Source organism: Stenotrophomonas sp. 22LJNL06-5-1, from assembly GCF_056861455.1.
Genome location: NZ_JBSPUE010000004.1, coordinates 292301 through 316493 on the forward strand (window position 1 = coordinate 292301; position 24193 = coordinate 316493).

The 24193-nt window shown below is 67.0% G+C and carries 23 protein-coding genes; 10 read left to right on the top strand and 13 right to left on the bottom strand.

Annotated elements, in window-relative coordinates; all coding sequences use genetic code 11:
• Window positions 1-138 precede the first annotated feature (138 nt).
• On the top strand, window positions 139-1131 hold the full coding sequence (locus AC13GF_RS11545) for a patatin-like phospholipase family protein (RefSeq protein ID WP_019337382.1): 993 nt from the start codon (window positions 139-141) through the stop codon (window positions 1129-1131).
• A 39-nt stretch (window positions 1132-1170) separates the two neighbouring features.
• Here AC13GF_RS11545 and AC13GF_RS11550 read toward each other — a convergent pair whose 3' ends face one another.
• Together AC13GF_RS11550 and AC13GF_RS11555 are read right to left on the bottom strand one after the other, a co-directional pair.
• Window positions 1171-3171, bottom strand: a complete 2001-nt coding sequence (locus AC13GF_RS11550; protein WP_483004694.1) for a hypothetical protein — start codon at window positions 3169-3171, stop codon at window positions 1171-1173.
• Between the two features lie 87 nt (window positions 3172-3258).
• Window positions 3259-3741 carry an Lrp/AsnC family transcriptional regulator gene (locus AC13GF_RS11555; protein ID WP_004153377.1) on the bottom strand — a complete coding sequence of 161 codons (483 nt, stop codon included), beginning with the start codon at window positions 3739-3741 and terminating at the stop codon, window positions 3259-3261.
• Window positions 3742-3866: 125 nt separating this feature from the next.
• On the opposite strand from AC13GF_RS11555, the gene phhA reads away from it, so the two are divergent.
• A complete protein-coding gene (phhA, locus tag AC13GF_RS11560; RefSeq protein ID WP_110710638.1) occupies window positions 3867-4760 on the top strand; it encodes a phenylalanine 4-monooxygenase in 894 nt (297 codons plus the stop codon).
• A gap of 113 nt (window positions 4761-4873) precedes the next feature.
• On the opposite strand, the gene AC13GF_RS11565 is transcribed toward phhA, so the two are convergent.
• Window positions 4874-5929, bottom strand: coding sequence for a LacI family DNA-binding transcriptional regulator (locus AC13GF_RS11565; RefSeq protein WP_483004695.1), 1056 nt, complete (start codon window positions 5927-5929; stop codon window positions 4874-4876).
• 239 nt (window positions 5930-6168) lie between these two features.
• Between AC13GF_RS11565 and AC13GF_RS11570 the strand changes: the two genes are divergently transcribed.
• From AC13GF_RS11570 to AC13GF_RS11585, 4 genes are all read left to right on the top strand, one after another.
• Window positions 6169-6759, top strand: coding sequence for a cysteine dioxygenase family protein (locus tag AC13GF_RS11570; RefSeq protein WP_126930538.1), 591 nt, complete (start codon window positions 6169-6171; stop codon window positions 6757-6759).
• 115 nt (window positions 6760-6874) lie between these two features.
• On the top strand, window positions 6875-7513 hold the full coding sequence (gene eda, locus AC13GF_RS11575) for a bifunctional 4-hydroxy-2-oxoglutarate aldolase/2-dehydro-3-deoxy-phosphogluconate aldolase (RefSeq protein ID WP_057501592.1): 639 nt from the start codon (window positions 6875-6877) through the stop codon (window positions 7511-7513).
• Window positions 7514-7609: 96 nt separating this feature from the next.
• Complete coding sequence (gene adhP, locus AC13GF_RS11580) at window positions 7610-8638, top strand: alcohol dehydrogenase AdhP (RefSeq protein WP_049436145.1); 1029 nt, start codon at window positions 7610-7612, stop codon at window positions 8636-8638.
• A gap of 166 nt (window positions 8639-8804) precedes the next feature.
• Window positions 8805-9197, top strand: a complete 393-nt coding sequence (locus tag AC13GF_RS11585) for a hypothetical protein (RefSeq protein WP_483004696.1) — start codon at window positions 8805-8807, stop codon at window positions 9195-9197.
• A gap of 71 nt (window positions 9198-9268) precedes the next feature.
• Here AC13GF_RS11585 and ligD read toward each other — a convergent pair whose 3' ends face one another.
• From ligD to AC13GF_RS11600, 3 genes are all read right to left on the bottom strand, one after another.
• Window positions 9269-11743: a DNA ligase D gene (gene ligD, locus AC13GF_RS11590; protein WP_483004697.1), complete on the bottom strand. Its 2475-nt coding sequence runs from the start codon at window positions 11741-11743 to the stop codon at window positions 9269-9271.
• Window positions 11744-11746: 3 nt separating this feature from the next.
• Complete coding sequence (gene ku / locus AC13GF_RS11595) at window positions 11747-12652, bottom strand: non-homologous end joining protein Ku (protein ID WP_483004698.1); 906 nt, start codon at window positions 12650-12652, stop codon at window positions 11747-11749.
• A gap of 164 nt (window positions 12653-12816) precedes the next feature.
• Window positions 12817-13215 carry a hypothetical protein gene (locus AC13GF_RS11600; RefSeq protein WP_010487387.1) on the bottom strand — a complete coding sequence of 133 codons (399 nt, stop codon included), beginning with the start codon at window positions 13213-13215 and terminating at the stop codon, window positions 12817-12819.
• 146 nt (window positions 13216-13361) lie between these two features.
• Between AC13GF_RS11600 and AC13GF_RS11605 the strand changes: the two genes are divergently transcribed.
• Window positions 13362-13706, top strand: coding sequence for a hypothetical protein (locus tag AC13GF_RS11605; RefSeq protein WP_126930451.1), 345 nt, complete (start codon window positions 13362-13364; stop codon window positions 13704-13706).
• Window positions 13707-13876: 170 nt separating this feature from the next.
• On the opposite strand, the gene AC13GF_RS11610 is transcribed toward AC13GF_RS11605, so the two are convergent.
• Window positions 13877-15967, bottom strand: coding sequence for a TonB-dependent receptor family protein (locus tag AC13GF_RS11610; protein WP_483004699.1), 2091 nt, complete (start codon window positions 15965-15967; stop codon window positions 13877-13879).
• A gap of 171 nt (window positions 15968-16138) precedes the next feature.
• On the opposite strand from AC13GF_RS11610, the gene AC13GF_RS11615 reads away from it, so the two are divergent.
• From AC13GF_RS11615 to AC13GF_RS11625, 3 genes are all read left to right on the top strand, one after another.
• Window positions 16139-17341: an amino acid aminotransferase gene (locus tag AC13GF_RS11615; RefSeq protein WP_329766996.1), complete on the top strand. Its 1203-nt coding sequence runs from the start codon at window positions 16139-16141 to the stop codon at window positions 17339-17341.
• Between the two features lie 215 nt (window positions 17342-17556).
• A complete protein-coding gene (locus tag AC13GF_RS11620) occupies window positions 17557-18573 on the top strand; it encodes a class 1 fructose-bisphosphatase (protein WP_014035428.1) in 1017 nt (338 codons plus the stop codon).
• A gap of 108 nt (window positions 18574-18681) precedes the next feature.
• The gene (locus AC13GF_RS11625; protein ID WP_483004700.1) at window positions 18682-19389 is read left to right on the top strand and encodes a 2OG-Fe(II) oxygenase; all 708 of its coding nucleotides are present in this window, start codon (window positions 18682-18684) and stop codon (window positions 19387-19389) included.
• Window positions 19390-19445: 56 nt separating this feature from the next.
• Here the strand turns inward: AC13GF_RS11625 and AC13GF_RS11630 are convergent, their stop codons facing one another.
• The 6 genes from AC13GF_RS11630 to AC13GF_RS11655 all read right to left on the bottom strand — a co-directional run bounded on the left by AC13GF_RS11630 (window position 19446) and on the right by AC13GF_RS11655 (window position 24147).
• On the bottom strand, window positions 19446-20537 hold the full coding sequence (locus tag AC13GF_RS11630; RefSeq protein ID WP_019337496.1) for a PA0069 family radical SAM protein: 1092 nt from the start codon (window positions 20535-20537) through the stop codon (window positions 19446-19448).
• A 142-nt stretch (window positions 20538-20679) separates the two neighbouring features.
• Entirely contained in the window at window positions 20680-21423 is a 744-nt protein-coding gene (locus AC13GF_RS11635) for a pyridoxine 5'-phosphate synthase (protein WP_483004701.1), read from the bottom strand.
• Window positions 21424-21432: 9 nt separating this feature from the next.
• Complete coding sequence (locus AC13GF_RS11640) at window positions 21433-21702, bottom strand: hypothetical protein (RefSeq protein ID WP_483004702.1); 270 nt, start codon at window positions 21700-21702, stop codon at window positions 21433-21435.
• 40 nt (window positions 21703-21742) lie between these two features.
• Complete coding sequence (gene cls / locus AC13GF_RS11645) at window positions 21743-23203, bottom strand: cardiolipin synthase (RefSeq protein WP_483004703.1); 1461 nt, start codon at window positions 23201-23203, stop codon at window positions 21743-21745.
• A gap of 101 nt (window positions 23204-23304) precedes the next feature.
• Window positions 23305-23718 carry an ExbD/TolR family protein gene (locus AC13GF_RS11650; protein WP_032129281.1) on the bottom strand — a complete coding sequence of 138 codons (414 nt, stop codon included), beginning with the start codon at window positions 23716-23718 and terminating at the stop codon, window positions 23305-23307.
• 3 nt (window positions 23719-23721) lie between these two features.
• Window positions 23722-24147: an ExbD/TolR family protein gene (locus tag AC13GF_RS11655; protein ID WP_012509603.1), complete on the bottom strand. Its 426-nt coding sequence runs from the start codon at window positions 24145-24147 to the stop codon at window positions 23722-23724.
• Window positions 24148-24193 lie beyond the last annotated feature (46 nt).

A 24193-nucleotide genomic window follows, 5' to 3' on the forward strand; every position in this document is an offset into this window, starting at 1 on the left:
ATCTGCGTGTGCCGACCAAGGTCGGCATCTACCGGGGTCGTTTTTGCTGAATAGGGAGTTCCCCCACCCTGCCCGCCCCGCCACGGCTTCGGTATGCTGGCGCCCTTTCCTGAATCCGGCGCCGTGAGCGCACTGCCGATGAGCCTGTTCCGCCCCCGCATGCTGCTGTCCGTCGCCCTGATCGGCCTGCTGGCCGGCTGCGGTGGCGACCCGGTCCGCCCCACGCCGCCGCCGGCACCGACCGTGGTGCCACAGGCCAAGCCGGTGAAGATCGGCATCGCCCTTGGTGGTGGCGCAGCCAAGGGCTTTGCCCACATCGGCGTGATCAAGATGCTGGAGGCCAATGGCTTCGAACCGGCGGTGGTGTCCGGCACCAGTGCCGGCAGCGTGGTCGGCGCGCTGTATGCCAGCGGCATGGACGCCTTCCAGATGCAGAGCAAGGCGGTCGCGCTGGACGAAGCCAGCATCCGCGACGTGCGTCTGTTCTCCGGTGGCCTGGTGCAGGGCCAGAAGCTGCAGGACTACGTCAACGAACAGGTTGCCAACCGTCCTGCCGAGCGCCTGAAGAAGCCGTTCGCCGCCGTGGCCACCCAGCTGGAAACCGGCGAGCGTGCGATCTTCGTGCGCGGCAACGTCGGCCAGGCGGTGCGCGCGTCAAGCAGCATTCCCGGCGTGTTCGAGCCGGTGAAGATCGGTGGCCGCAACTACATCGATGGCGGCGTGGTCAGCCCGGTGCCGGTGGATGCCGCGCGCCAGCTCGGCGCCGACTTCGTGATCGCCGTGGACATCTCCAGCAAGGCCAGCGGCAAGGCGCCGACCGACATGCTGGGCATCGTCAACCAGTCCATCTCGATCATGGGCCAGCGCCTGGGCGAGCAGGAACTGGCACGCGCCGACATCGTCATCCGCCCGAAGGTGCTGGACATCGGCGCCGCCGATTTCAGCCAGCGTGGCACCGCGATCCTGGAAGGCGAGAAGGCCGCGATGGCAGCCATGCCGCAGATCCGCGCGAAGATCCAGCAGCTGCAGCGCGCGCGTGCCGCTGCAGCGGCACCGGCCCCGGTGGCCGCGCCGAAGTGCGAGGAAGCCTCGCGCCTGGGCAAGCTGATGGGCCGCAAGGACAAGTGCTGACCTGAGCCGGCGTGTCTCTGCCAGGCAGCGGCGCGCGCTCTAGCGCGCGGGCCGGTAACCGCTGGCCTGCTGCCGCTCGCGCCTGCGCATCTGGCGTGCCTGCTCCTGCAGTGTCGCCGTGTGCTGCAGCTGTTCCATGCCATCGGCCGGCACATGCAGCTGGCGTCGCGCACGGGTGAGCGCCAGATAGACCGCGCGCACCGGGTTGTGCCAGATGCGCCCGCCCTGCCCCGCACTGAAGCAGCCGGGTGACAGCGAGACCACGTCGAACTGCAGGTTCTTCGCGTGTTCGGCCAGGCACAGCGCCACCCGTTCTTCAGGGGGCGTGTCCTGGTCATCAAGCGCCTGCAGCAGTGACTGCACCCGATCGGCAGACGCAAACAGTTCGACCAGCGCGCCCTGCCCTTCGTCGGCCTGCGTGGCCAGGAAGCGCTCCCACGCCGGGTCCGAAGCGCTGTCGCGGCGCCGGCGCCACGCATCCAGCGGTCGCTGCAGCACGCTGCGCAGCGCACGCAGCGATGCCGGGTGCAGGTAAGGTCGCAGTCCGCGCATCTGCAGCTGTGCAGCATCCAGGGCCAGATCGGCGACGCTGCCATGGATGCGCAGGCCCTCGCTCGGCACCTTCGCCCAGTCGCGGTAATGCAGCACACCGGTGGCGCGGTCGGCGGCACCGACGAACGGCCCACTTTCCTGGCCCAGTCCATCCAGCGCCAGGGTCTGGTTGACCAGACCCTCGACCTGGTTGCCCTGGCGCACCGACTGGTGCATTTCCAGCACCTTCGACGCGGTCCAGCGCGGCACCGCACCGGTCAGGCACTGGTGCGGATCACCCAGGCTGACCACGCCAGGCGCATGGCCGGCCAGCAACTGCTTCCACGACGGGCTCAGGTCATGCGCCTCGTCCACCAGCAGCATGCCCATGTCCAGCGGCGGGGTGACGCCGCGCAACGCCAGCCACTTGCCGATGTGCGCCGGGCTGAGGCTCAGCAGCGTGCCGCGCTGCAGTTCGGCGTCGAACATGCAGCGCCAGACATGCTCGGCGGCCGCCATGTACGGCGACACGTCGAGCATCGCGGCGGGCACCGAACGGTCGAAATGCTGGAACGCCAAGCCCGGTGCCGACGACGCGCACCAACGGTTGATGGCCTCGAAGGCAGTCAGCAGCACCTGCTCCGGGCTGCGCCCACCGATGCCCTGCAGGCCGATGCGGCCGGCAATCTCGCGCGGCGTACGGGTGCTGCGCCGGTAGCTGGCAACGAAGCCACCGGTCTGGCCGCTGCGTACGGCGTGCTGCGCCACGCGGTTGGCGAACTCGATCTGGGTCAGCAGGCGCACCGCAGTGCTGGCCGGCACGCGGGCGCGGAAGGCTTCCACCTGCCCACGCGAGGGCGCCACGTAGGTGTAGCGGCCGGGCCGCGCCTCCATCAGCGCCAGCACCAGGTGGCCCTTGCCGGTGCCGGCATAGCCATCGAGGTCGATCAGTTCATCGGGGTTGGCGGCGATGGCGCGCAGCACGCGGGCCTGCTCGGAGGTGTACAGGCCATGGTGTTCGACCGCCCGCGCATCGTCGGCGGCAACGTCATCCTGCGTGGCCTCGTCATCGTCACTGGAAAAGGTGGCGGGAAAGCGGATCTCATGTTCGACCAGGGTTTCCTGGCAGGCCTGCTGCAGGGCCAGGCCCGGGTACTCCCGTGGCGATTGCGCGATGACGTCCTGCAGGATCTCCGCCGGCACCAGCAGCACGCCGTGGGCGGCCAATGCGGTCAACCAGGCATCCAGCTCCGGCTGGCCACCGCCTCCGGGGCCGGCCAGCTGCGCGGCGGCGCCTTCGTCGTCGGCAAACAGCGCGCAGGCATCATGCAACAGGCGCTCGATCTCGGCCGCTGGATGCAGGCGCGTCCGGCACAGCTGCGCGGCCATCAGCCCGGCCTGCTCCAGGGCCGTCTGCGGTGGCGTGCCATGGGCGATGTAGCGCGCCAGCGACTTGCGCTGCAGCGGCAGGAAGGTGGTGGTAAGCACCGGGTGCTGGAGTTCGGACATGCGTGGAACCGGAAAGGAACGCTGCGGCGCGCGCAGGGCGGAGATGCTCGGCTACCCGCCCGGCGCCGTCAAATCGCAGCTGCGCGTTTATTCCAGCTGCGACAGCGGCAACGCCTGGAAGCCCTTCACCGTGCGCAGCACGAAGCTGGAATTGGCATCGGCCACGCCGCCGGCGTTGAGCAGCCGGTCCAGCAGGAAGTGCGAGAAGTGCTCCAGATCGCGCACGTAGACGTGCAGCAGGTAGTCCATGTCGCCGGTCAGCGCGTGACAGGCCACCACTTCATCCCAGCCCTGCACGCTGTCCACGAAGTGGCCGATGGCGGCCTGGTCGTGCTTCTCCAGCTGTACGCGAACGAAGGCCTGCAGGCCCAGCCGCAGCTGGCGCGGTTCCAGCCGCGCGCCATAGCCGACGATCACGCCCTCGCTTTCCAGCCGCTGCAGGCGCCGCAGGCAGGCCGAGGGCGAGAGGTTCACCCGCGTCGCCAGCTCGGCGTTGGTGGCGCGCCCATCCCGCTGGATTTCAGCCAGCAGGCGTATATCCGTGCGATCGAACTGGACTTCTCCGGCCATTGTTGCCCCGCAACATGGTGAGTACGCAAGGATATTGCGCCAACAAGGCCAATCGGCGCAACTTTTGCAACCCTGTTGCGCGCGCCCTGCCCTAGCATCGTGGGTATCCCGTCAAGGAGTGCCCCATGGACCTCGCCCAGCCCCGCCGCGTCGAACACCAGCAGACCGACAAGGGCTACGTGCCGGTGTATACCACCGCGCTCGTCGAGCAGCCGTGGGACACCTACAGCGCCGACGACCACGCCACCTGGAGCACGTTGTACCAGCGCCAGCGCGAACTGCTGGTCGGCCGCGCCTGCCAGGAATTCCTGGATGCACAGGACGAGATGGGCATGAACGCGCACATGATTCCGCGCTTCGACCAGCTCAACGAAGTGCTGGGCGCGGCCACCGGCTGGACCCTGGTCGGCGTCGAAGGCCTGCTGCCGGAACTGGATTTCTTCGACCACCTGGCCAATCGCCGATTCCCGGTGACCTGGTGGATCCGTCGCCCGGATCAGATTGATTACATCGCCGAACCGGACCTGTTCCACGATCTGTTCGGCCACGTGCCGCTGCTGATGAACCCGGTGTTCGCCGACTACATGGAGGCGTACGGCCGTGGCGGCGTCAAAGCCCACGCGATCGGCCCGGACGCGCTGCAGAACCTCACGCGCCTGTACTGGTACACGGTGGAATTCGGCCTGATCGATACACCCGATGGCCTGCGCATCTACGGTGCCGGCATCGTGTCGTCGAAGGGCGAATCGCTGTACTCGCTGGAATCGGCCGCGCCCAACCGCATCGGCTTCGACCTGCAGCGGATCATGCGCACGAAGTACCGCATCGACACCTTCCAGAAGACCTACTTCGTCATCGACAGCTTCGAACAGCTGATGCAGGCGACGTCGCCGGACTTCACCCCGATCTACGCGGCGCTGTCTGATCAGGCGCATCTGCCGGCGGGCGATGTGCAGGGCGATGACCGCGTGTTCCAGAAGGGCACAGGTGAAGGCTGGGCCGACGGCGGCGACGTGTAGGCGCACGGCGTACAACGCTTCGCTTTGAAAGGAAAACGGCGCACCTGGATGCGCCGTTTTCGTTGCTGCCTGATGCCTGCACCGTCACGGCGGTACAGGCGAGGGCAGGGCAGTCAGGCGTCCACGGCCCGGCAGGAACCGCGCACCATCAGTTGCGGATGCACGCTGGTTGCGGTCGGTGCATCCGGCACGTCGGCCTGCACCAGCATCGACGCGGCCACGCGGCCGATATCGGAGACATGGCGACGCACCGAGGTCAGCGGCGGCCACAGCCGCGACGCCAGCGGGCTGTCGTCATAGCTGACGATCGACAGCTGCTGCGGCACCGCGATGCCCGCACGCAATGCCACCTGGTACACGCCGGCAGCCATTTCGTCGTTGCCGGCGAAGATCGCACTGGGGCGTTGTCCGCCCATCAGCAGCCGCTCTGCGGCATGCACGCCGGACTCGAAGGTATCGCCCGCTTCCAGCACACGCTCACCCGGCAGGGTCAGGCCCACCTGCGCCAACCGGTCGAGGAAGCCATGGGTGCGCTCGCGTGCGGTACGGCGGTCGCCCGGACCGGCAATCACCGCGATGTCGCGGTGGCCGAGCGAGAGCAGGTAGCCCGCAGCTGCGGCTGCACCGTCGCGATCGTGGGTGACCACGGCCTGTGCCTCGTCATCCGACACATGCGCGTTGATGCGGACGTAGCGGCATTCGATGCCGTCGAGCATCTCCGTCAATGCAGCCGACTCGGAGGCACGCGGGCCCAGGATCACGCCGTGCAGCTTCTGCTGCTGCACGAAGCGGCGCACGCCATCCGCGCAGTCCGGAGACTGGCTGTCGCAGGGATGCACGACCAGCTCATAGCCGGTGCCGCGCAGCGCTTCCAGCGCGCCATGCTGCAGGTCGACAATGCATTGGGCGCCCGGGTCGTCATACACCAGGCCGATCAGGAAGGAGCGGCGGAACGCGAGGCCGCGCGCCAGGGGGTCGGGCACGTAACCGACCTCGCGCATCAACGCCTCGACCTTGTCGCGGGTGTCTTTGCGCACCAGCGGCGAGTTGTTGATGATTCTTGAAACCGTTTTCTTGGAAACTCCCGACAGTCGTGCGATGTCGTTGATCGTGGCAGCCTTGCCCTTCGATGCCGGCAACGCGGCATCGCTAATAATTCGCACTGACATGTATAGAACCAGGTAAGTCGGAGAATTCTAGCCTTGCGCCCGAGGGGCGCGAAGTTGCGGAATGTCGCAGCGAAGATGAATCGCGTCGTGTTCGACCGCTTCTGCTGCGCGAGGTTCCATTGTGATCGCTCTACTTGATGTGCATCTGAACCGTTCTTCCGCGCGTGTTCACCTTGAATGCGGGCGCGACGCGCGCGAACGCCAACATTCCCTTAACCAGGCTCCGCTAAAGTCGGGGCATGGACCTGCAGACTTCTCCGTTTCCGGTGTTCCGTGGCCGCGATCGGTTGATCGCCGCGGTCGACGCAGCGATGACCTCCGGTGACCCCGAGCGCATCACCGCCGACCTGCAGCTGGCGCTGCAGGAAGCCATCGCGGACAGCCGCATCGAGTTGCCCGAGTGCGTACACCGTCCGGTCAGTGATCATTACGCGCGACGCCCGCTGTACCACAGCCGCGAACACGGCTACAGCGTGATTGCCATGAGCTGGGGCCCAGGGCAGGGCACGCCGCTGCACGACCACGATGCCATGTGGTGTGTGGAGGGAGTGTGGTCGGGCGAGCTGGAGATCACCCGGTATGAACTGCTCGAATGCGCCGGCGAGCGCTGGCGCTTCCGCCGCCACGCCGTGCTGCGCGGGGGTTGCGGCAGTGCCGGCAGCCTGATTCCGCCGCACGAGTACCACACCCTGCGCAACGCCAGCGACGAAGCGCTGGCGATCTCGGTACACGTGTACGAGGCGCAGATGGAGCGCTCGGCGGTGTTCGATCCGCTGGGTGGTGACTGGTACCAGCGTCGCATCCAGGCATTGCAGGCCGATCCGGCCTGAACCGGGGCAGGGCGGGGCACCGCCAGCACCTTGGTGAGCCACGTGGCATCATGCGCCGCTGCGCTGCCGGACCCGGCGGCGATCCGCGATGCCCCGTCGGGCAAGGAGCAAGACCATGTCCAGCGCTGATCCGCGCCTGCGCGCGCTGTTGAAGCTGGCACCGGTGATTCCGGTGTACACCCCCGAAGATGTGAATGAAGCGGTCGAAGTGGCCCAGGCGCTGTTCCGCGGCGGCCTGCCGGTGATCGAAGTAACGCTGCGCACGCCGCAGGCACTGGATGCGATCAAGGCCATGGTCGAGGCCGTGCCCGATGCCGTGATCGGTGCCGGCACCGTGCTCAACGCCGCGCAGATGCAGGCGGCGAAGCAGGCCGGTGCGCGTTTCGCGGTGTCCCCCGGTGCCACGCCGGCGCTGTATGCCGCCGCTCGCGATGCCGACCTGCCGTACCTGCCCGGTGCCGCCACCGCCTCGGACCTGATCCTGGGCCTGGAGCACGGCCACGACACCTTCAAGTTCTTCCCGGCGGTGCAGGCCGGTGGCGCTGCGTTGCTGGCGGCCTGGCACGGCCCGTTCGCCGATGTGCGGTTCTGTCCGACCGGTGGCATCAGCGCGCAGACCGCGCCGCAGTTCCTGCACCTGCCCAACGTGCTGTGCGTGGGCGGCTCGTGGCTGACCACGCCGGCACTGCTGCAGACCCGTGACTGGGACGCCATCGAACGCCTGGCCCGCGAGGCGTCGGTGCTGGCCAGCTGAACCTGCCGCACGAATCCTCGAGGGTTTGATCGTGATCAAAGCGCCGGCCTCAAGCCGGCGTCATTCTGTGGGCAAGCGCACTACGGAGATCCGAACATGAATTCGACCATGAAGGCTGCCGTCGTGCGTGAGTTCGGCAAGCCACTGGTGATCGAGGAAGTCCAGGTACCGCGCCCGGGGGCGGGCGAAGTACTGGTCAAGATCGAGGCCTGTGGCGTCTGCCACACCGACCTGCACGCCGCCGAGGGCGACTGGCCGGTGAAACCGAACCCGCCGTTCATCCCCGGTCACGAGGGCGTGGGGCACATCGTGGCCGTGGGAGGCGGGGTAGGGCACGTCAAGGAAGGCGACAGGGTCGGCATCCCCTGGTTGTACTCGGCGTGTGGCCATTGCGAACATTGCCTGGGTGGCTGGGAGACGCTGTGCGAGACACAGCGCAACACCGGTTACTCGGTCAACGGCGGCTTCGCCGAGTACGCACTGGCCGATGCCAACTATGTCGGCCTGCTTCCGAAGGAAGTGGGCTTCGTCGAGATCGCGCCGGTGCTGTGCGCTGGCGTGACCGTCTACAAGGGCCTGAAGGTGACCGACACCAAGCCCGGGGACTGGGTGGTGATTTCCGGCATCGGCGGCCTGGGCCACATGGCCGTGCAGTACGCCCGCGCGATGGGCCTGAACGTGGCGGCGGTGGACGTGGACGACAACAAGCTGGCGTTGGCCCGGCAGCTCGGCGCGCAGATCACCGTCAACGCGCGCACCACCGACCCCGCCGCCTTCCTGAAGAAGGAGATCGGCGGCGCGCATGGCGCCCTGGTCACGGCGGTGTCGCCGAAGGCGTTCGAGCAGGCGCTGGGCATGGTCCGCCGTGGCGGTACCGTTTCGCTCAACGGCCTGCCGCCCGGCAACTTCCCGCTGGATATCTTCGGCATGGTGCTCAACGGCATCACCGTGCGCGGTTCGATCGTCGGCACCCGCCTGGACCTGCAGGAATCGCTGCAGTTCGCCGCCGAAGGCAAGGTCGCCGCCACGGTCAGCACCGACCGCCTGGAAAACATCAACGAGGTGTTCGCGCGCATGCACGCAGGCACCATCGAAGGCCGCGTGGTACTCGACTTCGCCGCCTGACCGCCTGTGCATGGCCGCCGCCGCTCCGTCCCCCTCTCCCACGGACGCGGCGGTCATGCCGACCCATCGGTAGTGCCGGCCGCTGGCCGGCAAACCCCAGGCGGTTCGGTAGTGCCGGCCGCTGGCCGGCAACCCGGGCACTCCGTGGCAGCCGTACAATGCGCGCATGCCCGGCCTGCTCAAGACCCTGTTCCTGTCCCTCGTCTCCGTGATCGGTGGCGTGCTGTCGCTTGCGCTGGTCAGCAGCGTCGCCAGCTGGCTGCCGCCGTTGCTGGGCATGTCGCCGGACAACAACAGCGTACAGCTGGGGTGGGACCTGGCCTTCAGCGTACTCGGTGGCATCGCCGGCATTTCCTTCGCCACCTACTACGCGCCCTGCTGGCCGCGTTCGCATGGTTTTTCGATCTGGTCGTTGATCGCGCTGGGCTGCGCCTACGCGGTGTGGACTACGGGCGCGGATTTTCCGCTGTGGTTCGTCATTTCGCTGCTGGCATCGCTGCCACTGCAGCTGCTGGCAGGCTGGTGGTTCGGCCGCCGCGCCTCGCGCGATCTGCGCTGAGCGCATACAGGTAGTGCCGGCCGCTGGCCGGCAACCTCAGCCATCCTGCAGTTGCCGGCCTGCGGCCGGCACTACCGCTTCAGCGACGGCAGCGTCTGCTTCAGCCGCGCGATGCCCTGCCATGGGTCACCCTTCAGCCGCTTCGCGCGCGCCAGCGCCTTGGCCACCGGAAACGCGTCGGCCGCGCTCACCCGGGCCAGTTCTTCCCAGCGCAGCGGCACTGCCACGCCGGCAGCATCGCGCGCGCGCAGCGACCACGAACACACGCTGGTAGCACCGCGTGTGTTGCGCAGCCAGTCGATGAAGATCACCCCGCCGCGCTTGGCCTTGCTCATCGTCGCCACGTAGCGATCAGGCTGCTCCAGCGCCATGGCCTGCGCGAACGCCTCGCAGAACGCCTTCGCCTCGTCCCAGCCAGCCTTGGGCTGCAGCGGCACCACCACGTGCACGCCCTTGCCACCGGACAGGCGTACGAAGCTCTTCAGGCCCACCTGCTGAAGGCGGTCACGCACATCGCGTGCACCGGCTTTCACCTGTGCCCAGCTGACGCCTTCACCGGGGTCGAGATCGAACACCAGGCGATCCGGGTGCTCGGGGTCGGCCACGGTCGCGCCCCAGGGATGCAGCTCCAGGGTGTTCATCTGCACCAGCTGCAGCAGGCCCCGTGCATCGTCGATGTAGACGTAATCCTCGCGGCCGCTCTTCTGCTGCAGGGGCACCGCATGTACCGCATCGCCCAGGCCGGGACCATGGTGCTTCTGGAAGAAGCAGGTCTTGCCCACGCCATCCGGGCAGCGCAGCAGTGACAGTGGACGTCCGGCGATTTCGGGCAGTATCCAGCGCGCCATGCGCTGGTAGTAGTCGGCCACGTCGCCCTTGCTCAGTTTCTGCTTTGGAAACACCACGCGATCCGGATGCGTGATCTGGACCTCGCCTCCGGCTTCGGCATCTGCGGCGCTCATTCCCAGTTCCTCCGTCTGCTTGTCGCTGCGCAGCCGCTTGAAACTGGCCTGGCGCAGCAGGCCCTCCTTGCCCCAGCCACGGAACGCCACCTCCGCCACCGCCATCGGTTTCACCCAGCGTACGCTGGCAGCACGGAACGGCACATGTGCCGGCAGCTGCAGCACGGGCGTCTTCACTGCCAACGGCTGCAGTGCCTTGAGCAGCGCGCGCAGGCTCTCGTCGTCGAAGCCGGTGCCAACGCGGCCCACATAGCGCAGGCCAGCCTTGTCCGGCGTGGCCAGCAGCAGCGAGCCGAATCCCACCCGGGAACCCTTGGGTGCCGTGTGGCCGACGATCACGAACTCGTCGGTGTCTTCGTGCTTCACCTTCACCCAGCTGCGCGCGCGGGTGTTCACATACGGCGCATCCACCTGCTTGCTGACGATGCCTTCGAATCCGGCCTTGCCACTGGCATCGAACACCTGCGGGCCATGGTCGATCACGTGCTCGCTGAAGGCCAGGGTGCCGGGCGCCGGCCCGATGAGGTCCTTCAGCAGCGCCTTGCGCTCCACCAGCGGTGCACGACTGATATCCACGCCGGCCACACCAGGAAGATCGAACACGATGTAGCGCAGCGGTTGCTTCGAACTACCGTCGATCACGCGCTGCAGCGCTGCAAAATCGCTGCGTCCTTCCGGATCCAGCACCACCAACTCACCGTCCAGGCGCGCATCGCGCACCGGCAGCGCCTGCACAGCCTGTACCACCTCGGGAAAATCATCGGTCCAGTCCAGGCCGTTACGTGAGCGGAGTTTCACCTCACCATCGTGCAGATCGGCCAGCAGACGATAGCCATCCCACTTGATCTCATGCAGCCAGCGCTCGCCATCCGGGGCACGGTCGCGATGATCGGTCAGCTGCGGTTTGAACCCGCGGGGATAGGGCGTATCACCTGCGCCGTGCAGTTGCAGTGCGCGTGCATGCCAGCGCGCATCGGCCGTGCGTGCGGCGGGTGCAGCGCGCGCCGCCTTCGCTGCGGAACGCTTCTTCGCCGCGGGTGCCCGTGTCGGTATCGGTGCCGTCAGCAGGTCATCTGCCTCGGCATCGCGCGCTTCACCGTCGTTGCGCTTGATCAGCAGCCACTGCACCTGGCGTCCTTTCATCGCGGTGCGCACCAGCTTCCAGCCACCGGCCAGGCGTTGCCCCTGCAGCACGAAGTCGATCTTTCCTGCCGCCAGTGCCTGCAGCGGATCGCCTTCGCAGGCCCAGGTACCCTGATCGAATACCTCGACGTGACCCGCACCGTAGTGGCCTTCGGGAATATCACCCTCGAAACCAGCGTAGGACAGTGGATGGTCTTCCACTTCCACGGCCAGCCGCTTCTCTCCGGCGCGAAGCGAAGGACCTTTCGGCACCGCCCAGCTCTTCAGCACGCCGTCCATCTCAAGGCGGAAGTCGTAGTGGCGCGAACTGGCATGGTGCAGCTGGATGACGAAGGTCGGCCGCCGCTTCGGATCACCGTGGGCGCGCGTGTCGTCAGGCTCCGGCGTATGCCCAGCGCCACCACCAAGTCGGCGTTTGCGCCGGTACTGGTGCAGCGACATGGTTCAACCTGCCTTGCGCCGGGTGGTCTTTTTCACGGCCTTTTTGGCGGTCTTCTTCGCAGCCTTCTTTGCCGGTGCCTTGCGCGTTGCCGTCTTCTTCGCCGGCGTGCGCTTGTTCGCATCCAGGCTCTTCTGCAGCAGCGCCATGAAGTCGACCACATTGGTGCTGGCGTCCTCGCGCGGTGCCGGCTCATCGTCCACCCGCGTGGTGCCGCCCTTGGACTTGATGCGCTTGTTCAACACCTGCTGCAGGCGCTCGCGGAATTCATCGTGGTAGTGCGACGGATCCCAGTCGCCGGCCATCGACTCGATCAGCTGTTCGGCCATCGCCGTTTCCTTGCCGGTGATGCGGTAGTCGGACAGTTTTCCGGTGGGCAGCTTGTAGTCCTCGGGATCCACCAGTTCCTGCGGATAGCGCAGGATCATCAGCACCAGTGCGTCCTGCTGTGGCATCACCGCACACAGGTATTCCCGCGTGCGCACCACCACCCGCGCGATGCCCACCTTGCCGGTACTGCGCAATGTCTCGCGCAGCAGCACGTAGCCCTTTTCGGCCTTCTTGCCGGGTACCAGCAGATACGGTTTCTCGTAGTAGCGCGGGTCGATCTGCGCCGCATCCACGAACGATTCCACCTCCACCGCTTCGTGGCTTTCCGGCGCGGCCGAACGGATATCACCTTCCTCCAGCACGACATAACTGCCCTTGTCGTACTCATAGGCTTTGACGATGTCCTTCCAGGGCACTTCCTCGCCGGTGTCGGCGTTGACCCGTTCGAAACGGATCGGCTTGCGGTCGCGGGAGTCGAGCATGCGGAACTGCAGATCGACCTTGCGTTCGCCGGACATCAGCGACACCGGCACATTGAGCAGGCCAAACGACAGCGTGCCGGTCCAGATCGGGCGGGCCATGGGCGCACCTTTGGCGGGGCAGGGTGCCCAGCGTGGGCCGGAGCGCGTAAACCAGCCGTGTCCGTGCCGTGCACGTGGGCTCTACGGAAAACGGTAGTGCCGGCCGCTGGCCGGCTGAGGCTCGCGGCCTGAAGTTTCCTGGGGTTGCCGGCCAGCGGCCGGCACTACTGCAGCAGCGGCCTCACCGCCGCCGCCGGAATATGGTCCAGCGCGCGCCAGGCATCCTCCACCACCGGCCTCGCCTGCGACCAGCTCAACCGCGACTGGCCGCGCATCTGCTCCCAGTGCTCGGCCAGTTCCTCGCAGGTATCGGCAGCATCACCGCGTGGCCAATCCGCGGCATGGGTGGTCAGCGCGAAGGCATACACCGGACACAGATCGCGCCAGTTGCGGTGGCTCTGGCCACGCCTCTCCTCGTAGTCGCTGAGCATGTACTGCAGGTAGTCCTGCGCCACCGCCTGCGGATCTTCCTGGCGGCGCGTGCGGCGTTGCGCGGTGCGCTGGCCGAGCGGATCGAGCAGGGCGTTGAACACGGACGGTGCGGGTCGTTCAAGACGGGGCATGGCCGGCTCCTGCAGCGGGGGCGGGTGGGCAGGAATACGCGCGGTGCCGTTACCGGGGGGTGAGCGAGATGTTCATGACGCCAGGTTCGCGGCGGCTTTACCTGCAGGGCGGTGTAGTGGGAGCCCCCGAGTGCAGGTACCAGACCATGAGCCGAGAGACCTCACGAGACCCGCTGCGGGAAAACCACCCGCCCCTTCCCGGCGAGCAGCGCGGCAAGCGCGATGCCGACAACGCCGACTACCGCGGCACCGGTGCACCGTTCTTCGACGCCGAGCACGGTGACGACCACCTGCCGGTAAAACATGTGGCTGAACAGGCGGCCCAGGACCGCAAGGATGGCGGTGACCGCCATCGCGGCGGCCAGGAGAGCCCGCTCAAGCGCCGCGAGCGCAAGCAACGTGCCAGCGACAACCAGGACGAGGCGCTGGAGGAGACCTTCCCGGCCAGCGACCCGACCTCGCCGTTCGTGCCGGCCAAGGCCCCCGACTGACCGGTAGTGCCGGCCGCTGGCCGGCAACCTCCTGACGTCCTCCACGGCGCGATGCCGGCCAAGGCCCACGATTTAAAGGGCCCTCGATTTACGGGTAGTGCCGGCCGCTGGCCGGCAACCTCCTGACGTCCTGCACGGCGCAATGCCGGCCAGCGGCCGGCACTACCCCTTCAGCGCCACGACCACTGCAGGCCGACGTTGGCCCGCCGTCCCGGTCCCGGCTCGTAGAAGCGCCCGTTGCCGTCATTGACGATCACCGAGCCGATGTAGGCCTGGTCCAGCACGTTCTCCAGCCGGGCGAAAGCGCGCAGCTCGCCACCCGGCAGGGTCCAGCGGCGCCCGCCTTCCAGGTGCAGCAAGGCGAAACCGGGCGCACTCGCCGTAGCCACGTCATTGACCACGGTATCGGTGCTGGCCGAGGCCTCCAGCGCCCACTGCCAGTCGGCGGGGCTCCACTGCAGGCGGGCGAAGGCCTGCTGGCGCGGCACACCGGGCAGGCGGCTGCCTGCAGCCACCAAGGTGTTCGCGGTCAGGTACGGCGAGCGCACCTGCGCCTGCAGCCAGGTCCACGCCAGCTGCAGTTCCAGCTGTTCGGCCAGCGGTTGTCGGTACTGCAGTTCCACACCCTGGCGGCGGGTGCGGCCGATGTTGCGATAGGTGCTGCGCCCACCAGAGTTGCTGGCAACTGCCAGCTCATCGTCGGTATCTGCGCGGAACAGGCTGATATCGAGCTGGGTTCCGTCCTGCGCGTGCCACTTGCTGCCAATCTCCAGAGTGCGGCTGCGGGCGGCCGCCAGATCCAGTGCCAATCCCGCCTGGCCGTCGGCGCGATAACCCAGTTCGTTGAAGGTGGGGGTCTCGAAACCACGCCCCACGGCCGCGTGCAGCCGCCACTGCGGGCTGGCCTCGAAGCTGACGCCTGCCACCGGCGTGGTCGCCTGGTAGCGCCGGTGGCCACTGTCATCCGGGTTGCCTGCGGTGATGTAGCGATCGTCCGAGTCGAAGCGCACGGTGCTGTGGCGCAGGCCGGCCAGCAGCGACCAGCGCGGGCTCCATTGCCACCAGGCCTGGGCGAACTGGTCCACGTTCTGCACGACGTCGATCTGGTCACGACGCAGCCGCCCACGCACGCCCAGAGCGCTGCCCATGAAGTTCTCGTAGCCGGTGCGATGCTGGCGCTGGCGGTCGGCGCTGAGCCCGGCCACCAGATCCAGTGGTCGGCCGGCGAGGTCACCATGCCACCCCCAGCGCGCGTCCAGTCCGCCGTAGCCGCCCTCCAGATCGATCACCCCTCCGGCATGCAGCGGATTGGCCTGCGCAGTCGGCGGAATCGGCAGGTACTGGCGCACCGCGCGCTGCCCGGCATAGCCCATCAACTGCCAGCGCTGCGCTCCCGTTTCACGGGTCCAGCGCAGGCCGGCCTGCTGCTGGCGCACCGATTTGCGGGTGTTGTACTGGTGCGCCATCGCCGTGGCCTGGCGCGGATCAGCCGCCACCTGGGCACGGGTCAGGCCCAGCGGATCCTGCGCATCTGGTGCTTCCAGTGCGTTGAGCAGCAGCTCCAGCCGCCCACCGCCCAGCTCTCCACCGATGCGTGCGTTGAGCGATTCACGGCGCGCGCGGCTGTGGTCCCGCCAGCCATCGGTGCGGAAGTGATTGGCGGCGATGTTGTAGTCCAGCACTTGGCCGGCACCCTTCAGCTGCGCACCGACACTGAGCGTGTTGTCGGCGCCGGCGTTCACGCGCAACCGCCACGGGTCGCCGGCCTGGCCCTGCGCGCTCCAGACCTGCAGCACGCCGCCGGAGGAATTGCCGTACAGCGCCGAGAACGGCCCGCGCAGCACCTCGATGCGTTCGGCGCCCAACAGGCTGGCATGCGACAGCTGGCCCTGGCCATCGGGCATGGTCGCGGGCACCCCGTCGATCAACACCCGCACCCCGCGCACCCCGAAGGTCGAGCGCGCGCCGAAGCCACGGATCGACAGCTGCGTGTCCTGGGCGAAGTTCTGCCGGTCGCGCGCCAGCAGCCCTGGTACCCCGGCCAGCGCCTCGGACAGCTGCGCGCCAGTGCCAGCGCGGCTGGCATCGATCCAGACCGTGTCCTGGCTGGCCGGCAACGCGAACGGGTCGATACCCGGCACCCGTGCGGCCTGTACCTGCACCGCAGGCAGGGCGGTGGGCGCAGGCTCGGCCGCCGCCGTCCAGGGCGACAGCAGCAGGGCGGACAGCGGCAGGCAACGGCGTCGTGCGGCGGGATTCATGATTCAGGTTGATGGATCGGGCGGCAACGCACGCCATGGTACGGGGCCGCGGATGACGATGGCGGCGGCCAGCCCCGGCAGGCTTTGTTACGATGGGCTGTTTCCGGCCGAAAAGCCGCAGACCGCGTGGCGCAATTCCTCCCCCTTTCCGTCTACCGAACGAGTACCGCCGTGTCCTTCTTTGCAAACGTGGAACTGGTCCCAGGCGACCCGATCCTGGGCCTGACCGAGGCGTACAACGCCGACAGCCGCCCGACCAAGGTCAACCTGGGTGTGGGCATCTACTACGACGAGAGCGGCCGCATTCCGCTGCTGCGCGCCGTCAAGCAGATCGAGCAGCAGCTCGCCGCTGAAGCCAAACCGCGCGGCTACCTGCCGATCGATGGCCTGCCGGCGTACACGCAGGCCACGCGCGAGCTGGTGTTCGGCAAGGATTCGCCGCTGCTGGCCGCCGGCCGCGTCACCACCGCACAGACCGTCGGTGGCAGCGGTGCGCTGCGCGTCGGCGCCGACGTGCTGAAGAAGCTGCTGCCGCACGCCACCGTTGCGCTGAGCAATCCGAGCTGGGAAAACCACCGCGCCGTGTTCAGCGCGGCCGGCTTCGAGGTGGTGGATTACACCTATTTCGACCCGACCACCCACGGCGTCAACTTCGACGGCCTGCTGGCCGACCTGGGCAAGCTGGAAGCCGGCACCGTGGTGCTGCTGCACGCCTGCTGCCACAACCCCACCGGTGCCGACCTTACCGTCACCCAGTGGAAGCAGGTCGCCCAGCTGCTGAAGGACCGCCAGCTGTTCCCCTTCATCGACATGGCCTACCAGGGCTTCGACAAGGGCATCGAGCAGGACGGCGCCGCCGTGCGCATCATCGCCGAAGCCGGCATCGACAGCTTCATCGTCGCCAACTCGTACTCCAAGTCGTTCTCGCTGTATGGCGAGCGCGTGGGTGCGCTGTCGATGGTGGCGCCGACCGCCGCTGACGCCAAGGCCGTGCAGTCGCAGGTCAAGCGCGTGATCCGCACCATCTACTCCAGCCCGTCCACCCACGGTGCTGCGCTGGTGGCCGGCGTGCTGACCAACCCGGAACTGCGTGCGATGTGGGAGCAGGAGCTGACCGAGATGCGCGAGCGCATCCACGCCCTGCGCCACGGCCTGGTCGAGAAGCTGGCCGCTGCAGGTGCCCCGCAGTTCGGCTTCATCAACGAACAGGCCGGCATGTTCTCCTACTCCGGCCTGAGCCGTGAGCAGGTCGAGCGCCTGCGCGACGAGTTCGGCATCTACGCCGTCGGCACCGGCCGCATCTGCGTGGCCGCGCTGAACCAGAACAACCTGGAATACGTCGCCAAGGCCGTGGCCACCGTCGCCAAGGGCTGAAACAACGCTCCAGTAGCTTGAAGACAAAGGCGCCGAAAGGCGCCTTTGTTTTTTTTGCTTTTGCTCTTGCCTTTGCCTTCCCCACCGCGCTCGCGGCGAATCCTGAAGCGCAGGGCACAACGCATCTGGAAACGATTACGCCTTCCCGCGCTCACGCACGCCCCCGTCAGACGGGCGACAATAGGCGTTTTCCCGCTGCCGAGACCTGCCCGACCATGTCCCGTACTTCGTTGACCCGCTTCCTGATCCAGGAACAGCACGCCGGCCGCATCAATGCCGACCTGCGCCAGCTGATCGCGGTCGTCGCCCGCGCCTGCACCAGCATCTCCATCGCCGTCAGCAAGGGCGCCCTCGGTGGCGTGCTCGGCGACGCCGGTACCGGCAACGTGCAGGGCGAAGCGCAGAAGAAGCTGGACGTGATCAGCAACGAGATCCTGCTTGAAGCCAACGCCTGGGGTGGCCACCTTGCCGCCTGCGCCTCCGAAGAAATGGACCACAGCCAGCCGGTGCCGGACATCTACCCGCGCGGTGATTTCCTGCTGCTGTTCGATCCCCTCGATGGCAGCTCCAACATCGACGTCAACGTTTCCGTCGGCACCATCTTCTCGGTGCTGCGCTGCCCGACCAACGTCGAACTGCCGGGCGATGACGCCTTCCTGCAGCCGGGCAGCAAGCAGATCGCCGCCGGCTACTGCATCTACGGGCCCAGCACCCAGCTGGTGCTGACCGTCGGCCACGGTACCCATGCCTTCACCCTGGACCGCGAGAAGGGCGAGTTCGTGCTGACCACCGAGAACATGCAGATTCCGGCGGCCACCCAGGAATTCGCCATCAACATGTCCAACCAGCGTCACTGGGAAGCGCCGATGCAGGCCTATGTCGGTGATCTGCTGGCGGGCAAGGAAGGCGCGCGCGGCAAGAACTTCAACATGCGCTGGATCGCCAGCATGGTGGCCGACGTGCACCGCATCCTGACCCGCGGCGGCATCTTCATCTATCCGTGGGACAAGAAGGATCCGTCCAAGGCCGGCAAGCTGCGCTTGATGTACGAAGCCAACCCGATGGGCCTGCTGGTCGAACAGGCCGGTGGCGCTGCCTGGACCGGCCGCGAGCGCATCCTCGACATCCAGCCCGACCAGCTGCACCAGCGCGTGCCGGTGTTCCTGGGCTCGCGCGAGGAAGTGGCCGAAGCCGTGCGCTACCACCACGCGCACGACGACGCACAGGGCTGACGGCCTGCCGCCTGACAGCGGTCATGGCAGTTCGATGACATGACCGTGGGGTGACACCGAGGGCGGCAAACGGCACCATCAAGCCGTTGCCGCCTAAGGAATGCACGCATGCACGAGCAGGGCCCGGTCGATTTCATCGAAGTCATCCACAACGCCGTCCCCAGCGAGGTCTGCGCGGCGATCGTTGAACGCCTGCGCGCCACGCGTGGCCTGCAGCCCGGTGCCGTGGGCAGTGGCGTGTTCCCGGAACTCAAGCACAGCAAGGATCTGCGCATCAGTGGCCTGGACGGCTGGCAGGATGTCGACCAGCAACTGCAGATCGCAGTGTTCAATGGCCTGCTGACTTATCTACGCCGTTATCCACAGGCGTTGATTGCGCCGCTGATGTTGCAGATCCAGGACAGCAACGGCCAACCGCGACGCCTGTCTGCCGAGGACTTCCCTGACATGCCGCAGCAGCAGCTGGCCGATCTGGCGCGCACCTGCCTGCGCCCGGGTGCGATCAACCTGCAGTGGTACGCAGCGGGCGAGGGCGGTTATCCGTACTGGCACTGCGAGCTGTACCCGAAGGATGCGCAGGCCGAGACCCTGCACCGGCACGTGCTGTGGACGCTGTACCTCAACGACGACTTCGACGAAGGCGAAACCGAGTTCCTGTTCCAGGGGCGGAAGATCGCGCCGCGCACTGGCAGCCTGCTGATTGCGCCGACGGCGTTCACTCATACCCACCGTGGCAACAGGCCGCAGGGTGGGGACAAGTTCATCGCGACCAGCTGGATCCTGTTCCAGAGTGCGCAGAAGTTGTTTGGGGGATGAGGCCGAACTGCACGTCGGCCTCGGATGGAGAGTCGAGCCATGCTCGACTGATAGGCTCAGAACAACGAGCCCTGCGGCGAATCCTTCTTCGGCGGCAAGGGCTTCAGGAACCGGCTGCAATCCAGCTTCGGCCAATGGCTGTTCTGTGCATTGAAGCCCAGACGCTTGCGCGCCAGCTTGAAGCGGTTGTTCAACAGATCGGCATACACCCCCTGGCCGCGCATGCGCGTACCGAACTGGCTGTCGTAGTCCTTGCCGCCTCGCAGCTGCTGGATGGTGCTCATCACGTGCGCGGCGCGATCGGGATGGTGCGTATCCAGCCAGTCGCGGAACAGCGGCGCCACTTCCAGTGGCAGGCGCAGCAGCACGTAGCCTGCGGTGCTCGCACCTGCGTCGTGCGCGGCCTCCAGCACGGCTTCCAGCTCGCTGTCGTTGATCCACGGGATCACCGGCGCCACCATCACACCCACTGGAATGCCAGCCTCGTGCAGACGCTTCATCGCGCGCAGTCGTGCATGCGGCGCCGACGCGCGCGGCTCCAGCTTCGCGGAGAGATGCGGGTCCAGCGAGGTCACCGAGAAATGCACGCTGACCAGATTCTCCGCCGCCAACGGTGCAAGCAGATCGATATCGCGCTCGACCAGCGCGTTCTTGGTGATCAACGAGAACGGATGCTTGGTTTCCAGCATCACTTCGATCAGCTGGCGGGTCAGCTTGAACTTGCGCTCGATCGGCTGGTACGCATCGGTATTGATGCCCAGTGCGATCGGCTGCGGCACGTAGCCCGGCTTCGACAGCTCCTTGCGCAGCAGCTGGGGGGCATTGGTCTTGGCGAACAGCTTGGTCTCGAAGTCCAGGCCTGGCGACAGGTTCAGATAGGCATGCGAGGGGCGCGCGAAGCAGTACGAGCAGCCATGCTCACAACCGCGGTACGGATTCACCGATTGGCTGAAGCCCACGTCCGGCGAGGTGTTGCGGGTGATGATGCTGCGCGCGGTCTCGGCGCGCACTTCGGTACGCAGGCGCGGGGCAAGGAACTCCTCGCTCTCGTCGACCGCCCAGCCATCGTCCACCGCCTCGCTGACGGTGCTTTCAAAGCGCCCGGCAAGGTGGGACGTGGAACCTCGGCCCTTGATCGCGATACCCATTGCGGCAAGGTACGCCGTGGCTGTCTCAATGGCTGCGACGGCCACCTGAAGGATTCAGGGCGGTGCTGAGCCGAGCATGGGCTCGGCTCTACAGTTGATGCAGAGACCTTGTAGAGCCGAGCCTACGCTCGGCTGCAATGCATCAAAGCAACGCAAGGTACCCGCGCACCGTGGCGTCCAGTCCGTCGTACAGCGCCTCACCGATCAGCGCATGGCCGATCGACACCTCCAGCACGTCCGGCACGTGGGCCAGGAACTCGCGCAGGTTGTCCTGCGACAGGTCATGGCCGGCGTTCACGCCCAGGCCGACGGCCTGCGCGCGGCGTGCGGCAGTAGCGAACAGCACCAGCATCGCGTCAGCGTCGCCGGCCGCGTGGGCTTCGGCGTAGGGGCCGGTGTACAGCTCGATGCGATCGGCGCCGACTTCGGCCGCCTGCTCCAGCAGCGGGTTGCCGGCGTCGACAAACAGGCTGACCCGGCAGCCCATCGCTTTCAGTTCCGCAATCAGCGGGCGCAGTCGCGCGGCATCACGCTCGAAATCGAAACCATGATCGGAGGTGATCTGGCCGTCGCTGTCAGGCACCAGGGTGGCCTGCGCCGGGCGGGTCTGCGCGCACAGCGGCAGCAGGCCGGGGTAACCCCCGCGCGGCGGCGCGAACGGGTTGCCTTCGATGTTGAACTCCACGCCACGGGCACGGGTCAGCGTGGACAGGGCCAGCACGTCCTCGGCGGTGATGTGACGGCGGTCCGGCCGTGGGTGGACGGTGATGCCATGCGCACCGGCATCCAGGCAGGCCTGGGCGGCACGCACCACGTCCGGTTCGGCACCGCCGCGCGAATTGCGCAGGACGGCGATCTTGTTGACGTTGACGCTGAGCTGGGTCATGGAACGGAACTACTTGGAAAGAGGGGACGGATCGTGGTCGTTGGCGTCGTCGTTGCGGCGGGCCTGGGCCTTCTCGCGCAGGCGGCGCAGTTCCTCGGCATCGACCAAGGTGGCAGGGTCGCGCTGCAGATCACCGAAGCGGGCCACGTAGCGGCCGCGCACCCAGGCCAGCAGGAAGGCGAGGGCGGCCAGCAGGCACAGGGTCATCAGCCCGGCGCTGGGGGTCTTCAGCGCGAAGGCGAAACAGCCCAGCGCCAGCAGCAGGTACAACCAGTACATAGTCGGGCTCCCCGGATGATCGCCGCAGTGTAGCGCTGCGTCAGAGCAGCGGCGAGGCCAGCCGGGCGAAGGCCTCGGGCAGGCGTTGCAGCCACAGCGAGCGGCCGGCCTGGTCGTGCACCCGCGTGGAACGGTCGAATTCGCCCTGCAGCAGCTCGGCCAGGGCAGCCACCCGGTCACGGTCGCTGATCATCATCGACAGCTCGAAGTTCAGCCGGAAGCTGCGGTGGTCGAAGTTGGCACTGCCAACGATGCAGACGTCGTCATCGGCGATGAAGGCCTTGGTATGCAGCATGCGTGGGCCGTACTCGTAGATCTTCACCCCGGCATGCAGCAGCTCGTCGAAGTAGGAGCGGGCGGCCTGGGTGACGAACCAGGAATCGCTCATCTTCGGCACCAGCAGGCGGACGTCCAGCCCACCCAGCGCGGCCGAGGTCAGTGCCATCCGCGCCGCTTCGCCCGGCACGAAGTAGGGCGTGACCAGCCAGACGCGCTCGTGCGCTTCCTGGATCGCCGCCACATGCAGGCGATGGATGGTTTCCCAGCCGGAATCCGGTCCGGAGACCAGCACCTGGGCGTTGATCGCACCATCGCCGCGCAGCGGCATGTCGGCCGGCCACAGACGGGCAATGTCCATCCGCGAGGGGTCCTGTCCACTGGCGTAGAGCCAGTCCTCGGCAAACACCAGCTGCAGGCTGCGCACCACGTGGCCGCGGATGCGCATGTGCAGATCGCGGTAGGCATCCGCCCTGCGGCTTTCATCCTCGTCGTCGGTGATGTTGATGCCACCGGTGAAGGCGAGGCGGCCATCGACGATCACCAGCTTGCGGTGGGTACGCAGATTCAACCACGGGCGCTTGAACGGCTTCAGCAGCTGCCGTGGGTGGAACCAGATCGCTTCGCCACCGGCGTCGAGCAGCGGCTGCAGGAAGCGGCGGGGCAGGGCCGACGAACCCACCGCGTCGAGCAGCAGGCGCACCTGCACACCCGCGCGGGCGCGCTCGACCAGGGCATCGCGCAGCGCGGTGCCGGCGTGGTCCGGGTTGAAGATGTAGTACTCCAGGTGGACGTGGTCGCGAGCCTGCGCGATGGCGTCCAGCAGGGCCGCGTAGGTGGCCGCGCCATCCACCAGCCAGGTGACTTCGGTGGCGCTGCTCGGCGCGAGCCCGGTCGTGGCCTGTGCGACCTTGGCCAGCTCGGTGCAGTCGGCGTCGGGTGGGCAGACGTCGCTGTAGTGCTCCATGCCCGACCGCGCGCGTCCACGGCGCAGGCGCTGCCGCTTCACCTTCTGCGGGCCCAGCAGGTAGTAGATGAAGAGACCCAGGTAAGGCAGCAGCGCCAGCGACAGGATCCAGCTCAGCGTGGCCACCGGCTCGCGCTTCTGCAGCATGATCCAGCCCGCCAGCGCGAACAGGTACAGCAGATAGGCGACCGCCAGGATCGTGCCGAGGTGGGCGATGCCGTCGAGCCAGTGGCGCAGGGAGTCGAAGAGGGCGAGCATCCGCCGATCATAACGGTCCAGGCCGTCAGGCATAAAAAAGACGCCCCTGTTTCCAGGGGCGTCTGCAGTCGCGTCATGACTGTTGTATTGCGATGTAGCAGTTACTGCTGCACAAAACCGATCTTCTTCATCTGAGCGTTCTTCGCGGCAGCCAGAACCTTGGCCATCACGTCGTACTCGGAATCCGGGCTGGCGTCGATGCGCAGTTCCGGCTGGTTGGTCGGGTCCTTCTGGACCTCGTTCTCCATCCGCTGCTGCAGCTCGCTCGCATTGATCGGGCTGTTGTTCCACGAGACCTGGTTGCTGGCGTCGATCTTGAGTTCGATCGGCGGCGGCGGTTCGACCAGCTGCGGCGGTGGGTTGAGCACGCGCTGCGGCAGGTCCACGGCGATCGGGTACGTCATGATCGGCGCGGTCACGATGAAGATGATCAGCAGAACCAGCATCACGTCCACGAGGGGCGTGACGTTGATGTCTGCCATGGGGCCTTTGCCACCACCACTACTGAATGCCATGGCTTACTGCCCCTTCTCTTTGGTCGCGACGAAGCCGACGTCCAGCATGCCCTGTTCCTGCGCGATCTTGGTCATCTCGTTGATGACACGCATCTTGGTGGTGCGGTCACCACGCAGGTTCAACGGCGGCTGCGGGGTCTGCTGGGCGGCGGTCGCCAAGCGCGACTCGAGAGTCTGCTTGTTGATTTCTTCGTCGTTCCAGTAGATCGAGCCATCTTCCTTGACTGCCAGGGTGATGGGGCCCTTGCGGTCGTTGGTGTCGTCCGGCTTCTGGACCAGGTTGGCCTCCGGCAGATCCACCTTGACCTTGTGGGACATCAGGGGCGCCGTGATGATGAAGATGATCAGCAGCACCAGCATCACGTCCACGAGGGGCGTAACGTTGATGTCGGCCATGGGGCCGCCGCTGTTACCACTACTGAAAGCCATAACGGGCTCCGTCTAGATCGTGTTGACTACGTTCTCGCTGGGTACA

Excerpts from the sequence above, each read along its gene's own strand:
- AC13GF_RS11545 (WP_019337382.1), top strand. The coding sequence starts at position 139 with ATGAGCCTGTTCCGCCCCCGCATGCTGCTGTCCGTCGCCCTGATCGGC.
- AC13GF_RS11550 (WP_483004694.1), bottom strand. The coding sequence starts at position 3,171 with ATGTCCGAACTCCAGCACCCGGTGCTTACCACCACCTTCCTGCCGCTG.
- AC13GF_RS11555 (WP_004153377.1), bottom strand. The coding sequence starts at position 3,741 with ATGGCCGGAGAAGTCCAGTTCGATCGCACGGATATACGCCTGCTGGCT.
- phhA (WP_110710638.1), top strand. The coding sequence starts at position 3,867 with ATGGACCTCGCCCAGCCCCGCCGCGTCGAACACCAGCAGACCGACAAG.
- AC13GF_RS11565 (WP_483004695.1), bottom strand. The coding sequence starts at position 5,929 with ATGTCAGTGCGAATTATTAGCGATGCCGCGTTGCCGGCATCGAAGGGC.
- AC13GF_RS11570 (WP_126930538.1), top strand. The coding sequence starts at position 6,169 with ATGGACCTGCAGACTTCTCCGTTTCCGGTGTTCCGTGGCCGCGATCGG.
- eda (WP_057501592.1), top strand. The coding sequence starts at position 6,875 with ATGTCCAGCGCTGATCCGCGCCTGCGCGCGCTGTTGAAGCTGGCACCG.
- adhP (WP_049436145.1), top strand. The coding sequence starts at position 7,610 with ATGAATTCGACCATGAAGGCTGCCGTCGTGCGTGAGTTCGGCAAGCCA.
- AC13GF_RS11585 (WP_483004696.1), top strand. The coding sequence starts at position 8,805 with ATGCCCGGCCTGCTCAAGACCCTGTTCCTGTCCCTCGTCTCCGTGATC.
- ligD (WP_483004697.1), bottom strand. The coding sequence starts at position 11,743 with ATGTCGCTGCACCAGTACCGGCGCAAACGCCGACTTGGTGGTGGCGCT.
- ku (WP_483004698.1), bottom strand. The coding sequence starts at position 12,652 with ATGGCCCGCCCGATCTGGACCGGCACGCTGTCGTTTGGCCTGCTCAAT.
- AC13GF_RS11600 (WP_010487387.1), bottom strand. The coding sequence starts at position 13,215 with ATGCCCCGTCTTGAACGACCCGCACCGTCCGTGTTCAACGCCCTGCTC.
- AC13GF_RS11605 (WP_126930451.1), top strand. The coding sequence starts at position 13,362 with ATGAGCCGAGAGACCTCACGAGACCCGCTGCGGGAAAACCACCCGCCC.
- AC13GF_RS11610 (WP_483004699.1), bottom strand. The coding sequence starts at position 15,967 with ATGAATCCCGCCGCACGACGCCGTTGCCTGCCGCTGTCCGCCCTGCTG.
- AC13GF_RS11620 (WP_014035428.1), top strand. The coding sequence starts at position 17,557 with ATGTCCCGTACTTCGTTGACCCGCTTCCTGATCCAGGAACAGCACGCC.
- AC13GF_RS11625 (WP_483004700.1), top strand. The coding sequence starts at position 18,682 with ATGCACGAGCAGGGCCCGGTCGATTTCATCGAAGTCATCCACAACGCC.
- AC13GF_RS11630 (WP_019337496.1), bottom strand. The coding sequence starts at position 20,537 with ATGGGTATCGCGATCAAGGGCCGAGGTTCCACGTCCCACCTTGCCGGG.
- AC13GF_RS11635 (WP_483004701.1), bottom strand. The coding sequence starts at position 21,423 with ATGACCCAGCTCAGCGTCAACGTCAACAAGATCGCCGTCCTGCGCAAT.
- AC13GF_RS11640 (WP_483004702.1), bottom strand. The coding sequence starts at position 21,702 with ATGTACTGGTTGTACCTGCTGCTGGCGCTGGGCTGTTTCGCCTTCGCG.
- cls (WP_483004703.1), bottom strand. The coding sequence starts at position 23,203 with ATGCTCGCCCTCTTCGACTCCCTGCGCCACTGGCTCGACGGCATCGCC.
- AC13GF_RS11650 (WP_032129281.1), bottom strand. The coding sequence starts at position 23,718 with ATGGCATTCAGTAGTGGTGGTGGCAAAGGCCCCATGGCAGACATCAAC.
- AC13GF_RS11655 (WP_012509603.1), bottom strand. The coding sequence starts at position 24,147 with ATGGCTTTCAGTAGTGGTAACAGCGGCGGCCCCATGGCCGACATCAAC.